Origin of the sequence: Stenotrophomonas aracearum, from assembly GCF_031834615.1 — a bacterium.
Classification (GTDB): Bacteria; Pseudomonadota; Gammaproteobacteria; order Xanthomonadales; family Xanthomonadaceae; genus Stenotrophomonas; species Stenotrophomonas aracearum.
Genome location: NZ_CP115543.1, coordinates 2,051,836 through 2,066,073 on the forward strand (window position 1 = coordinate 2,051,836; position 14,238 = coordinate 2,066,073).

General features: G+C 61.7%; 10 protein-coding genes. 6 read left to right on the forward strand and 4 right to left on the reverse strand.

Going from position 1 to position 14,238, the window contains the following annotated elements; all coding sequences use genetic code 11:
- The first annotated feature begins 23 nt into the window (after positions 1 to 23).
- Positions 24 to 2,984 carry a Tn3 family transposase gene (locus tag PDM28_RS09430; RefSeq protein ID WP_311184583.1) on the forward strand — a complete coding sequence of 987 codons (2,961 nt, stop codon included), beginning with the start codon at positions 24 to 26 and terminating at the stop codon, positions 2,982 to 2,984.
- 6 nt (positions 2,985 to 2,990) lie between these two features.
- On the opposite strand, the gene PDM28_RS09435 is transcribed toward PDM28_RS09430, so the two are convergent.
- Genes PDM28_RS09435 through PDM28_RS09445 form a run of 3 tightly spaced genes read right to left on the reverse strand, consistent with a single transcriptional unit; the run spans position 2,991 to position 3,864 of the window.
- Positions 2,991 to 3,296, reverse strand: coding sequence for a GDCCVxC domain-containing (seleno)protein (locus tag PDM28_RS09435; protein WP_484605321.1), 306 nt, complete (start codon positions 3,294 to 3,296; stop codon positions 2,991 to 2,993).
- Complete coding sequence (locus PDM28_RS09440) at positions 3,205 to 3,498, reverse strand: heavy-metal-associated domain-containing protein (RefSeq protein ID WP_293979307.1); 294 nt, start codon at positions 3,496 to 3,498, stop codon at positions 3,205 to 3,207. The genes PDM28_RS09435 and PDM28_RS09440 overlap by 92 nt, the downstream gene beginning before the upstream one ends.
- A 9-nt stretch (positions 3,499 to 3,507) precedes the next feature.
- A complete protein-coding gene (locus PDM28_RS09445) occupies positions 3,508 to 3,864 on the reverse strand; it encodes a mercuric transporter MerT family protein (RefSeq protein ID WP_293979305.1) in 357 nt (118 codons plus the stop codon).
- A gap of 42 nt (positions 3,865 to 3,906) precedes the next feature.
- Between PDM28_RS09445 and PDM28_RS09450 the strand changes: the two genes are divergently transcribed.
- Complete coding sequence (locus tag PDM28_RS09450; RefSeq protein ID WP_293979303.1) at positions 3,907 to 4,329, forward strand: MerR family transcriptional regulator; 423 nt, start codon at positions 3,907 to 3,909, stop codon at positions 4,327 to 4,329.
- Between the two features lie 704 nt (positions 4,330 to 5,033).
- On the opposite strand, the gene PDM28_RS09455 is transcribed toward PDM28_RS09450, so the two are convergent.
- The gene (locus tag PDM28_RS09455; RefSeq protein WP_311184584.1) at positions 5,034 to 5,969 is read right to left on the reverse strand and encodes a DNA-binding protein; all 936 of its coding nucleotides are present in this window, start codon (positions 5,967 to 5,969) and stop codon (positions 5,034 to 5,036) included.
- 104 nt (positions 5,970 to 6,073) lie between these two features.
- Between PDM28_RS09455 and PDM28_RS09460 the strand changes: the two genes are divergently transcribed.
- From PDM28_RS09460 to PDM28_RS09475, 4 genes are all read left to right on the forward strand, one after another.
- The gene (locus tag PDM28_RS09460; RefSeq protein ID WP_311184585.1) at positions 6,074 to 7,153 is read left to right on the forward strand and encodes a site-specific integrase; all 1,080 of its coding nucleotides are present in this window, start codon (positions 6,074 to 6,076) and stop codon (positions 7,151 to 7,153) included.
- A 425-nt stretch (positions 7,154 to 7,578) separates the two neighbouring features.
- Entirely contained in the window at positions 7,579 to 10,092 is a 2,514-nt protein-coding gene (locus tag PDM28_RS09465) for an ABC-three component system protein (protein ID WP_311184586.1), read from the forward strand.
- Entirely contained in the window at positions 10,089 to 10,784 is a 696-nt protein-coding gene (locus PDM28_RS09470) for an ABC-three component system middle component 1 (RefSeq protein WP_311184587.1), read from the forward strand. The genes PDM28_RS09465 and PDM28_RS09470 overlap by 4 nt, the downstream gene beginning before the upstream one ends.
- Positions 10,781 to 13,915 (forward strand): AAA family ATPase, encoded by a 3,135-nt coding sequence (locus PDM28_RS09475; RefSeq protein WP_311184588.1) that lies wholly within the window; start codon positions 10,781 to 10,783, stop codon positions 13,913 to 13,915. Before PDM28_RS09470 ends, PDM28_RS09475 begins: the two co-directional genes overlap by 4 nt.
- The last annotated feature ends 323 nt before the right edge of the window (positions 13,916 to 14,238 follow it).

The following is a 14,238-nucleotide window of genomic DNA, read 5'->3' on the forward strand; positions in this document are numbered from 1 at the left end:
TCCCTGACCGAACTGAGGCTTCAATGGCGTCGATCGAACGGACCGCATACCCGCAATTCAAGCGCAACCCCGTCGTCCGGGAACTGGTCGCCGCCTACACGCCGACCGACGCCGAATTGGCCTTCATCACCGACAACGCTCGCCAACCAGGCCATCGATTGACCTTGGCGCTGCTGCTAAAATCCTTCCAGCGATTGGGCTACTTCCCCGCAATCGATGAAGTTCCCTCTGCGGTCGTCCGGCACCTCCGCAACGCGCTGCGGTACCGGATCCAGATCAAGCCCGCCGACATCGCGCCGAACAAGCGCTACCGCTATTTCCAGCGCATCCGGGATTATCTTCAGGTTCGAGCCTATGCCGACAGCGGCCTCGACGTGGCGGCCCGCGCCATCCACGAAGCCGCCGCCGTCATGGACAATCCGGCCGACCTGATCAACGTGGCGATCGAACAACTTGTCCGCGACCGCATCGAGCTGCCTGCGTTTTCCGCACTGGATCGCCTGGGGCGCCGGATTCGCACCATGGTCAATGGTCGTTACTTCGCTCTCATCGATGCGCGGCTGACGGCGGACGAGAAGCAGCGTCTGGACGATCTGCTGGTCGTCACCGACGCTCGCATCAAGAGCCCGCTGCAGGCCATCAAGCGGCTGCCCAAGCGCTCCTCGCTGCAGCACTTCCAGGAACTGATCGACCATATCGCGGCGTTGGACGAACTGGTCGGCAGCGAACTGCATCTGGCGGACATACCGGAACTCAAGCGCAAGCATTTCGCCGCCGAAGCCCGGGTGCTGGACGCCGCCGAGTTGCGCGACTTCGGCCCGGCCAAGCGACACGCACTCCTGCTGTGCCTGATCCATCGCGCTCGGGTGCAAACCCGTGACGACCTGGCCGAGATGTTCATCAAACGCATGGGAAATCTCCACAACCGCGGCAAGGAGGAACTGGAGCGGCTGCGTGCGCGCTATCGTGAGAAGACCGAGGCCATCGTGGCCACGATGTCGGATGTGATTCAGGTGCTTGATCGTCACCCTGGCGACACCGATGCAGGACGGGAGATTCGCCGCCTGGTCAGTACGCGCGGAGGCATCCAGACCCTGCAGGCCGACTGCGATGCGATCGCCGCACACAGCGGCGACAACCATCTGCCGCTGCTCTGGCCGTTCTACAAAAGTCACCGCGCCACCATCCTGCGCATGGTGCGTATGCTGGACCTGGAATCCACCACCGAAGACCGTTCATTGATCAACGCGATCGAACTGATCCTGTCGCAGGAGCGCGCCCGCGGCGACTGGCTCGACGAACCGGTCGATCTGGCGTTCACGACCCAGCTTTGGCGGAAGACGATCACCCATCGCACCGAGCAGGGCGAGGAACGCATTCGCCGCCGTCTGTTCGAGGTGTGCGTGTTCTCCTCGCTGGCCAACGAACTGAAATCCGGTGACGTGGCCGTGCATGGTTCGGAAACCTACGCCGATTACCGCGAGCAGCTGCTGCCCTGGGAGCAATGCGAACCGCTGCTGGACGACTACTGTCGCCAGGTGGGCTTGCCGGCCTCTGCGGTAGGATTCGTCAATGCCTTGCAGTCAAGGCTGATGCAAGTCGCTGACCTGACCGATCAGGGTTACCTGGAGAACGGCCAGGTGATCATCGGCGACGACGGGTTGCCGGTGCTCAAGCGCCACAAGGCCAAGAACATGAGCAGTGGTGCCCGTGCCTTGGAAACGGCGATTCTTGCTCGTTTGCGCGAGCGCAGCGTCATCGAGATCCTGTGCGACGTGGCCCACTGGACCCGCTGGCCACGGCATTTCGGACCGCTGTCCGGATCCGACACCAAGATCGACCAGCCCACCGAACGCTACGTGCTGACGGCATTCACCTACGGCTGCAACCTGGGCCCGGCCCAGGCCGCACGGCATCTGCGTGGCGCCGCTTCCGCGCATATGCTTTCATTCGTCAATCGCCGTCACGTGGATGCGAACAAGCTGGCAGCGGCCTGTCGCGACATCATCAACAGTTACGCTAACCTGCAGCTCCCCAAATTCTGGGGCGATGGCAAGCGTGCCGCCGCCGACGGCACCAAGTACGACTTGTACGACCAGAACCTGCTGGCGTCGTATCACATCCGTTATGGCGGATACGGCGGCATTGCCTATCACCACGTGTCCGACACCTACGTGGCGCTCTTCAGCCATTTCATCCCATGCGGCGTTTGGGAAGCGGTGTACATCATCGACGGACTGCTGAAGAACACTTCCGACATCCAACCCGACACCGTTCACGCCGATACCCAAGGTCAGTCGCTGCCAGTCTTCGGGCTATCGCACCTGTTCGGCATCCAGCTGATGCCGCGTATCCGCAATTGGCGCGACTACCGGTTCTTCCGTCCGGACGAGGACAGCCGCTACGAGCCCATCGATGCGCTGTTCCGGGAGGACATGGACTGGGACCTGATTGAGACCCACTGGAAGGATCTGATGCAGGTGGTGTTGTCGATCAAGTCCGGCAAGATCGCCGCCTCGACGCTGCTGCGCAAACTGGGCAACTACAGCCGCAAAAATCGCCTGTACCAAGCCTTCCGGGCGCTGGGTGCCGCAGTGCGCACGTTATTCCTGTTGCAATATATTTCCGACCGGGAGTTACGCGAGCAGATCACAGCCTCCACCAACAAGGTTGAAGCCTATAACGGGTTCTCCAAGTATTTCTTCTTCGGCGGAGAGGGCGTGATCGCCGACAACGATCCGCTCGAACAGGAGAAAGCGGTCAAGTACAACGACCTCGTCGCCAACGCCGTCATCTTTCATAACGTGGTCGAACAGACCCGCATCATCAAGACGCTGATGCGAGCAGGTTGGAAGATCACCCCGGAGGACGTGGCTGCACTCAGCCCCTACGTGACCAGCCACGTGAAGCGCTTCGGTGATTACCTGATCGACGTGGATGCTCTTCCGGAGCCGTACGAGATGGAATTGGCCTTGGCCGCGTAGCGTGGGTCAAGTTGTACTGCCGCAGCAGGGGCTGTGTTGCTGGATGGGCGGGCACGGCACCGTGCCGTAGGAACAGAACACACAGCAATCGCCTTCCTTGGGGCGCAGCAGGGTATGGCAGGCCGTGCACTCGTAGAAGAACTGACACGCCGTGGTGGGCATGATCTCGGTCGCTCGGTGCCCGCATGCCGGGCATGCCAGCGTGCTTTGCAACTTCACCTCAGCCACCGTTTGCGTCCGCCTTGGCGGTGGCCGGAAAACCAGCATCGGTGATGGCCTTGGCGATGACCGCTGCACTGGTGCGCTCGGCATCGAAGGTCACCGTCACGGTGGCGCCCTGAGTGTCGACACGGCGCGCCGTCACGCCCGGCACGGTGTCCATCGCCTTTCCGATCGTGATGCTGCACGCCGGGCAGGTCATGTTTTTCACTTGTAGTACAACTTGCTTTGGGGTAGCCGCCCAAGCTAGGCCCATCCATGCCGTGAATACCAAACCGAGAAGGATCTTGCGCATGGGGGACTCCTACAGGAACCAGCCGATGTAATAAGGGAAGAGCAGCAGCAGCGCGATCAGGCCGGTAGCGATCCACAGCCAGCGCCGCAGGCGTCGCAATCGCGCAGGATCGACGCAGATCCCGTCAATGCGGCAGCGCGAGGCCGGGCCATAGAGCATCCAGAATGCCCAGCCCAGACACGCCAGCGTGGCAGCGCTAAACCACGGGCGCCACGCATCCAGGGCTGTGAGATTGGCGATCCAGGCACCGCTGATACCCATCAGGACCAGCACCAAGGGCACGACACAACACACGGACGCGCCAATAGCCGCGACCGCGGCGCCCAAGAGGGCAGGCAAGGAGGACTGTGCGGGACGTTGGGCCATACCCGCATGTTAACCTCCGTACCTAAGTACGGAGTCAAGCCGATGGCCACCCACGTAATGACGATCAGTCGGCTGGCCGCGGCCGCTGGTGTGCATGTCGAAACGGTCCGTTATTACCAGCGGCGAGGCCTGCTGCCGGAGCCTGAGCGCCCAATGGGCAGCGTGCGCCGGTACGGCCCCAACGAAGTCGGCCGGCTTCAGTTCATCCGTCGAGCACAGACGATGGGATTCAGTCTCGACGAGATAGCGGGGCTGCTGGAGGTCAAAGGCCAGCGCGCCTGCGAGCAGACGCAGCAGCTGACCGAACAGAAATTGGCCGAAGTGCGCCGGCGCCTGGACGAACTACGACAATTGGAAGTCGACCTTGAGCATTTGGTAGATGAGTGTCGCCGCGTGGTGACAGGCGCGCCGTGCCCGACGCTCGATCTGTTGGCGCAACCAGCCGAGAAGAAAAATATCGGCTAACTCATTAACCTGAAAGAATTATTTGAGTTTTGCGGGGCATTTTTACACGTATCTCGGCTGAACCCCAATATGGAGCTTCTGCCGGCGAGCGGACGTCAGGTTGGGAGGAACTCGAGTGGCTGATTGCTCCTCATGCTCGGCTGTATGGGAACTCACCATCAGAAATGATGGCTCTGGAGCCCGCGCTGGTGCTAGAAGCTGCCCGGCACGATTTTTCGTCCTGGAGTGCTGGCTCAAGGTGGTGACCGAATTGCGGCGCTCGAACAACGCGAGAGCTGCGCTCTGGCAGTGGCGGTCCTCGCCGTAGATGTTGGGCAGACGGCCGTCTGACACCGAGACGACGCCCCCGTGTTTCTGGGGCGTCTTCGGATCCAGCTCAGGAAGCGATGTCCTCCGATCGCACCGCGCGCCGTAGCTCCGCCCAGCTGAGTCTGGGTCTTCCTAGTGGGCAACGCAATGAATTCGCTGTCTACCTTGCAACAGATGAGCATCTTCGCCGGCGTCGTCGCGTGGCAAATCTCTGGATGGCGGATGTTTCACGTAGGGAGCCTCTAGCCTTCAAAAACGCCTGACGCTCGCAGGTATTGATGGTACGCCCAGGAACGTTCTCAGGGGCAGCTATTAGGGGTAAGTAGCCCCCAAAAGTGCCGTCAATAGTGTTCCTAATTAATGGCTCTGGCTGGGCTCTACGCGAGCCGGCGCTCCTAGTTCGTGGCCTTGGATGAGCTCCTCTTAGCCTGCTGCTTGGAGCTTGCCTTCCGTGGACCGGGATTCACCTGGCTTCGCCTAAGCGCAGCCTCTAGATCCGCCGGCAAGTTCTGGAGCTTGGCCAGTTGCTCTTCTAGCGCTGCACATCTGCCACGCTGGTTGTCCACCATCTGTAGTGCCGCCGCAGTGGCTGAGTGTGCCTTTTCGAGGCTACCCCGCATCTCTGCTTCAATCGAAGTATGTTTTTTCACTGCGCTGGCCAGCTGCGCCTGCAACACCTTGCTCTCTTGTCTAGCGCGATCAAGATCACCCAATGCGCGGTTTTCGACAGATTTGACGTGCTCAGCCAGGCTCTCGCGCTCAGATCTCGCCGATTCCTCAGTCTCTTGGAGCCTGTCGTAGAGCGCCTGGCGTGACGCCTCCACATGCTCAAGTCGATCAATAGCGGCGGCTCGTTGCCCGGCCAGTTCTGCAGCCTGTAGCTGAAGCTGATCGACCAATCGCTGCAATTCGGTAGCCTGGGCGCATGCGATGCGTTCCGCGGCAATTGCCGCCTCCGACCTCGCATGGACAGCGCTCATCTCAACTGCAAGTGCCTTGGACCGGACAAGAAGCTCCTCTTGTTTGAGTGCAAGGTCCTCGCGCACCACGGAGAACTCAGCAAGGACCGCATCACGCGCATGTTCTAGCGCTAGCGCCCACCATTGCCCGGCAAGTTTCCCCACCACAGCCGGAGCGTCTTTCACGCCTGGACTCTCAGGGTGTAACCGACTTCCGAGGCTTTGCCACCAAGTCTCCAGCAAGCGGGTTACCGTGTTCGGGGAGCCCGTACCTAGGTGCGCCCGGACGCGCTCCACCGTCGGGCGCTCGCCCTTTGCGACAAGCGCGTCAGCGGCGCCGTGCACGTCCAGTTCCGTGATGCCGCGAGCCATTGAACTATCTCCTGTGCGGGCGCCCTGCCCCGTTGATTCCGTACTGGCGATAAGTGATGATTATCGCTAGTAAACACCATATTTCATAGCGTACATTACATACTATGAAACGAAATTCCACTCCTTTGACTCTGTCTGCGACGGCCACGCAGCTGGTCTTGCCGGAACAGCTGGCCCAGCATGCCGCCGATGCGGTGCGCGAACTGCTCGCCGAAGCGGCCGCGGCCAACACGACCCGCAGCTACGCCACTGCCCTGCGCTACTGGGCCGGCTGGCACCAAGCCCGCTATGGCATTGAGCTGGCCTTGCCTGCGAGCGAGGCTGTGGTGATCCAGTTCCTGGTTGACCACATCCAGCGCAAGAGCAAGACCGGCCTGGTCAGCGAGCTGCCGCCGACGCTGGACCAGGCTCTGGTCGCCGCCGGACTCAAAGCCAGGATCGGGCCCTTGAAGCTATCGACGGTGGTCCAGCGCGTGGCTGTGCTGTCTACCGCCCACAAGCTCAAGCGCCTGGCCAACCCCTGCGAGCTACCCAGTGTCCGGACATTGTTGGGCCGGGCTCGGCGTGCCGCCGTCAAGCGCGGCGAACGGCCGACCAAGAAGACAGCCATCACGCGCCCGGAGCTTGAGGCCATGCTGGCGACTTGTGATGACAGTTTGGAAGGGCTGCGTGACCGTGCCCTACTCTGCTTCGGGTTCGCCAGTGGCGGGCGCCGGCGCAGCGAGATCGCCGCCGCGGACATGCGCGACCTTCGCAAGGTTGGCGACGACTGCTACATCTACCGGCTCGAGTACTCGAAGACGCAGCAGGCCGGGGTGAAGGCCGATTCCACCCCGGACAAGCCGATCCTGGGGCGCAGCGCAGAAGCGCTCGCTGCCTGGCTCGGAGCCGCGGAGATTCATGAGGGGGCGATCTTCCGCCGAATTTGGAAGGAGCGAGTCGGCCCCGCTCTACTTCCAGGCTCGGTGGCCGCAGTCGTAAAGCGCCGGTCCCGTTTGGCGGGGCTGGAGGGAGACTTTGGTGCCCACAGCCTGCGGTCGGGGTTCGTGACCGAAGCTGGGAAACAAGGCATGCCCCTACCCGCGGTGATGGCCATGACTGAGCACCGATCGGTAGCGAGCGTGATTGGGTACTTTCAAGCAGGTGCTGCTGAGGACAATCCAGCGGCGCGCCTACTGAAATGAGTACCTGCGGCGCGGCAGCCAGTCCCAAACATGGCTGCGGGATTGGCGCTTCTCTTCAGCAATGACCCAGAGCTACGAACTCGCCAAGATAGCTGCACTCCGAGCGACTTCGGTCTTGCTCGAGGGTTTAGTCAGGCGAGTTCCTTCTCAAATCTCTCCCAGGTCACTCAATTGTTCTTGGCACTAACTCTGCGGGCTTGAAGCTAGCCCAGTTGGTAGGGGTGCATTCCGCGCTGCGCCGTCAGCAACCTTGCTCCAGCTTCAGAGTGTTGCGACCTCGCGGGTCCCGCTCCATAATGCCGACGGCGATCGCGAAATTGGACGCGTTCGGGCCTGGGGGGGCGGAATGACGAAACTGGAAGTAGGCAGGCGCGGTATCAGAATGGCTGCGGCAAAGCGCTTGCCCTCCATGCGGGGCATTCGCAGTGGCTGACGCTTTACTCCCCCAGGATGTCATAGACGGTGCCTCGGTTCGCGATCGGCCGAATCTGTTCGTTATCGGGTGCTATGACAGACGCATCACCTTTTACTCGCAGCAAGTCAGGGCGCTCTCGCTCGTCCATGCGCTTAAGGATTTGGGCTACCTCAATGCCAACCCGCGCATTGCGGTGATCGGCGGCGGTGCAGCCGGCGTTTCAGCGGCGGCGGCGGTTGCGCTTGTATCGAATTCTAACGTGATCTTGTTCGAGACAGCGGGTGAGTTGCTCTCGCTTCAGTCGACCACAGCCCGACGGCGCCTCGACCCGCACATTTATGACTGGCCTGCGCATGACACCACCGATCCGATCGCAGACCTGCCAATTCTAGATTGGGAATCCGGCACGTGCGTCTCGGTGCGTGATGATGTCCTGCTCAGTTTCGAGCACATCGCCCTTCGCCTCGCGCCACGGTTGCAGAAACGCATGCGGCACAAGGTGACCGGTCTTACCAGGGCAGCCGACGGATATGACGTCAGGTTTGTGAGTCTGGATGCGCCGCCGCCCGAAGCCGGGCAGGAGCGAACTGAGCGGTTCAACATGGTAATACTGGCGGTGGGGTTCGGCCTTGAGCCGGACGAGCCGCTGCAACATGTCCAGAGCGCAAGCTATTGGTCTGATGCCGGCGTGCCAGTCGCCGAATTCCAGGGGCGCCCCACGCCGCGATTTTTTATCAGTGGCGCTGGCGATGGCGGCCTGATCGATCTCGTGGCGGCCGGTGCGACCGACTTCGATCATGCCGGCATGATCTCCATGATCTCGCAGCATCCCGGCGTCGGCGAGCTCTCCGCAACACTAACTGCGATCGACGCCGAGGCTCGGGCGGCCGACGCCGCCGGCATCCGGTTCGACTTTATGGCGATCTACGATGCACAACTGCTAGCCCCGCTGACCGCTATCGGATTGCTCGCTGCTGTCGCCCAGCAATTGCGCCCCGGCGTGCGGCTCACCTTGCAGACCCGGCACGCCGAACTGTTCGAGGTGTCCACCTCGATGCTTAACCGGTTAGCTGCATACCTGACGATCAAGGCGTGCGAATCAGACGCGCAGCGATCATTCCGGCACCTCCGATGCGATGCAGTTACGCGGATCGACGCACCCTTCCCTCCGTCCGAAGCTCCCGCTGCATTCTGGCTCGACTGTGGAGGGGATAAGGTCGCGGCTGATGCGGTCATAGTTCGTCGTGGACCGTTGCGCGGGGTGGTTCGCGCACCGTTTGAAGAGCATCTTGCGGGTTACGCGCTTGCGCATAAAGAGTGGCTCACCCGTCACGGCGACGCGACACTGGTTCCCAAGTTGTCAGGTCACGCGCGGAGGTTGTTCATAGAGGCGGCGCGTGATGCCGGTATTCCGCTCGCACCGCGCTTGCAGCGGGCCGCCGCGCAGCAATTGCCGATTTCGGTCCAGCTTCGCAGTGACGCCAATCGCGTGCGATGGTCGGGCGCGATCACGGCGGACCAACTCGTTAGAGCCTGGAGTGAGGATCAGGCGTTCGACATCATTCTCCCCGATGGGCCTGGCGACCTTGGAATCGCCGCAGGCGCTATCCTACGCGTCGCATGTCACAGCCGGGGCTGCCGCCTGCATGCCGCGCCGGCCTTGTGGACTCAACATGTACGTGCACTCAGCCTCGAGTCGCTGCATGCCGAAGGAATGACGATGCCGACGATCACCAGCGGGAATCCTGGTGGCGCGGCGCAAAATCCAGAACAAGTTGCTCCCGAGATTCTCGCGAGGCGAATCCATCGCTCGCTCGACGCTTGTCTGCTGGGCCGGCTCGACGCCCATCTCCAGCCTTTTTTTGCGAGCAATGCCGATCCCGGACGCCACATTGGCCTAACGATCGCCAATGACTTGCGCATCGCGATGGCAGGGACTTGGGCTGACTGGCAGGCGTCGTTCGCCGACGATTCCTCGTTGCTCAATCACTTCCTTAGATTGATGGTCTGCGCGGTCGATAGCGAAGATAATCGTGACGTTGCGCAGGTGCTTGTCGGACCGACCAAGTGGAAAGAAATTGTCCGAGGCACGACCGTCGCCCTGGCTATCGCGTCGGCGTGGAAGACAACCTCGCCCAGGGGCGGCGGGCCGGGCAATCTCGTTCGTGAGCGCGACGGTGACAGCGCATGGACCGGTCACGGGTGCGCGGCGGATTTGATCAACGGTAGCGACATGTCGTTGTGCGCCGCGTCATATATGTGGCAGACCCAATTTGTCATCCTGATCGTCAAGGTTACGATAGAGGTCGCGCGTATCGCAGAGCGGGCTTTCGCTCAGATCGAATCTAATCAGCCGTCGCTCAGCGACACCGATGGCGGAGGCCCGGTGATTATGTCCATCAATCGCGAGTTTACTGATGCGGTCGCGTCAGGTCTGGTCGAACTCCGCGCCCTGCTGGCGACCGTCGAGGCCGGGCATTTCGAGGTCTTGGACAGAGCGATCGTGAAAGGTGGCGTGACATGACCAATGGTTCGACGATGTCCCCTGGTCTGACAGATTTTGCCGATCGGCTCCGCAATGCGGCGGCCGGACTTGACCTCACTGTCGAGAACCGTCCAGAACTGGCGAGCTCGACGTTCAATGGTGGCTCGAGCAAGTCCACTTCGCTTAGTCCCAGCGACCTTCCGGCCGAGTGCCACGCCATCCGCATCGATCGCTTCAATATCGTGTTAAGCGTCCTGCCCGATATTCCGACGCTCGAGGCGGTGCGCGAGACCTTGCGTCGTTGTCGCAACCAGTGTGTCGTCGCGCGCTCCTATCTTGGCACGAACGAGACTCTCGATCTGCAGTTACTGCTATTGGGACCGCGCGCGAGCGAGCGGCAGGCAGCCTGGCGTGCGTTGGCGCTGATGGTCGAGCGGGACGATCGCGTGGCGCGCAAGCTTGCTTGGCTGCGCCCGGAAGACGAGCAGCAGGACGATGTAAGCTTCTCCGACTTTCTAAAGCGGACGTTCCTCGCCCGGCCATGGGTTCATGACAAGGGTAAGTTTGAAGACGCGGCACTGGACGAACTGAGCGACAGCGGCGCATCGACGCCTGGCTTACCGCGAACGCTGGCGGACGACTGGGAGCGTATCGCGCTCGATGAGACGAAGTCGCCGGACGATATCGTCACGGCCCTGGTCAGGGCCTGGCAACGAAGAGGCCAAGCATGAGCGATATATTCCTTTCCCGCATTGCGATCCATGATTTTCGCACATTCGGCGACTTCGCCATCGACTTGCCGGCAGCGCCCGGACTCGTGCTGCTAACGGGAACCAATGGCCTCGGAAAGAGCAGCTTCTTCGACGCGATCGAATGGAGCCTGACGAACAAGATCCGCCGCTTCGAACCCTATCTGCAGACGGGCAAGAAGAAGCTCGCCGAGAAGGACTATCTCACCCGTCGAGGGGCGGATCCGGGCTCGCATCGCGTGTCGCTGACGTTCTCCGATCATGATCCGATCGAACGCGGCGCCGGCATCAGCACGCCCATGGCGGAAATCATCGCGCAACTCGCGCGTCCCGACCGCCGCACGATCAACGACCTTGGCACCTATCTCGCCCTCACACATTTTCTTGGGCAAGCGTCGCACCAGCGGTTCACCAGCCGTGATCCTCGGGATCAGTGGCACGCGCTGAAGGGTCCGAGCGGTATCGATCGGCTCGAACGCGTTCGAGCCGGGCTGCGCGGACGTCCGACAGTCGCGGCGTTCACCAGGCGCATCGAGCAGCAACAGGCGAGCGCTGCGACGCTGGAGCGTCAGATGGCCGACTGGCAGGGATGGATGACGCGGCTCGAACGGCTGCGCTCTGCCGCTCGCGCTACCGGCGTTCTAACTACTGCGGAGGTCTCCGAGCGCATCGATCAACTCGAGAACGAAATGCTACAGTTGATATCAGGCCAGCCCCTCGCTATAGCCGGCGAGGACATGGGGAGCCGTTTGGCCGCACTCGGCGACCGTATCAGCGATGCGTTGCGGTCTATGTCCGAGCGCAGGACTGCCTTGGAGGCCCTGACGCCACTGGTGACACAATTTTCGATCCGCGAGGGAGAGAGCCGCCTTGACGCCCCAGATCTCGTTAGGTTGCGAGGTGAATTGAGCAACGCTCAGGAACGGCTTGATCATGCGTCGCCTCTCGTCATTTCGGCGAGGGACGCGGTCTTGGCGCAGCAAGCCGCTATGGCCACGATCGAGCAGAGCATCGCAATTCTTGACGCGGGTCGGACCGACCTCGCGCGTCGCGCCCAACTGGCTGAGCTGATCGCCGCCGACGAGGCGGATCGTGCCGCGTTAGGCCAAGCAATCGCCACCCGCCGAGCCGCGCTCGACGCTGCGGACGGTGCCATCGCTGCGCATGGCAAGGCTGTCGCTGAGCTGGGGCGCCTGCGTAGCTTGGCCGGTTCCGCCAATGCACTCGAAAGGTCGATGGTCGACTATCTCGGTCTCGAAAGTCAGGCCGGGCTCGCGAGGGCCGCGCTGGTGCAGGGTCGCAAAGTTGCCGATAGCGCCACGGCGGAACTAGCGCCGCTCGAGATCCAACTGTCGGATATCAAACTCCATATCGCCCAAGCCGAGCAGGAACGTGCGGAAGCCGATCGTCACGCGACAGCCATTAGCGCCGCCCTCTCGCAGTTGTCGAGCCATTTACACGAAGACGACACCGAATGCCCAGTCTGCAGCACGTCATTTGAGCCTGGCGTAGTTAAGGCGCTCGCCGAGGCCGCGGCTTCGGGTAGCGACGGGCGGTTGGCCCAAGCCGATGAGGCGCTCGAAAGGCTGCGGACCAAATGCGCCGATCTGAACGGCAAAACTGCCGGCCTCAGATCGCAAGTTGCCGCAGTTGAGCAGCTCGAACGAGCAGCCACCGCTGCCATACGAGCGGCGACCGATGCCCGCACAGCGATTGCCCGAGCGCTGAACGTGAGCGCTGATGGTGATCTCACAGGCGTCGCGGCAATGCGTAGGCGAGAAGCAGACGCCTTGCTTGCAACGGCTGAAGCGGCGCTCCCTCAGATGGCTGCGAATGCGGCTGCCGCGACCGAACAGCGTCCGTCAGTGGTGAACGACCTCGATGATCTGATCGGGCGCGAAAGCCAGCTCGGCACCCGGCTGGCACAGTTTCAAGCCGAAGATACGGCGTGTGCAGATCGGATCGTGGCTCGCAATTTATCAAATGCCAGCATCGCCGACGTTGAAGGCCGTCTAACGTCGGAGCGTAGTCGGAGCGAGGCGGCTCGAACCCGTCTGGTCGAGCTAACCGATGCGGTCAGCGCGGCGGTCGTGACGGCGCAAAACGAGCAGGAGGCGGTTAATGCGGCGCAGCGCGATCTAGCGGCTGCAGAACTGATCCGCACCAATGCGGAGCAGTCAACGCGTCATATGCAACTGCGTTGGACCCAGGCGGGGTTGCCGGACATCCCGAGCCAGCTTGGCTATGATCGCGGTATTGCGGCACTCGACGCGAAGCTCGTAGGTTTGCGGTCGCTGGCGGAGCGGCACCAGATTCTTGCGCGTGATAATGAGAATGCATTGCTGCAGGCCGAGATGGACGAGATCACTGCAGCGATGCGGCTGGCTGGTGGCGACGATGGTTTCGGCGATCCGGTCGCTTACCTCGCGACCATGAAGGCGAAAGTGGACGGTGAGAAGGAGGCAGTCAAGCTCACGACCGCTGCGCGCAATGCAGTCAAACGCTATTCGGAAGAGCTGCAGACGCAAGCCGACGACTTCTCCAGCCGGGTCCTGGATCCGCTTAACTCGGTGATCGACGACTTTAATGAGGCAATGCTGAGCACACCCGGCGAGAGCATTCAGTTCAAGGCCGACACACGGGTCGATGCCACTACTTTTGGCATGGCGTTGCGCTATCGCGAGAAGGTCGAGAACGCCTTAGAGAGTAAGAAGGACTTGCCGCCGCAGGTAGTGCTTAGCGAAGGCCAGCTCGCTGCTAATGGCTTCAGCATTCTTTGCGCTGCCAGCACTGCTTATCCCTGGTCACGATGGCGCGCCTTGCTGCTGGACGATCCGCTCCAACACAACGACATCATCCACACCGCGGCTTTCGTCGATGTGATGCGCAACATGGTAGAACTCAACGGCTACCAGCTGATCATGTCCAGTCACGATCGCGGCGAGAGCGACTTCATCGCGCGCAAGTTCGACGCGGCCGGGCTTCCCTGTACCACAGTTCTCCTGACCGCGCCCTCGGACAAGGGGGTTGTCTGGGGTCCGCCAGAACAGAATCAGGCGGCAACCCGAATTCTTCGCCGTAGCGTCGAGAACTCGCATGCCAGGACCGCATGAATACTGAGACCCTCAGAGGATCGCAACAACTGATATGAACATCGCCCGGTCGAGACCAGCTCCCTGCGTAGTTCCCACTTTGAGCAAAGGGCGATCTCGAGTCCGGGCTGTACCTTGATTGCCTCGCGAGATGGGAGCAGCTCCTCTTCGGACGATCCTCGTCCCATTTCCCTACCCGCTATACCAGTCACGAAGTCCACTTTAGGTCAAGAGTCGGCCTCCCTACCCCCGATAAATCTCCCTAATCCCCTCCCCTCCGATGTACGCTGCCTGCCAGAAGCGTACATCGCCATCGTAGAAGACGGGCAGTAGATGCCCTCGCA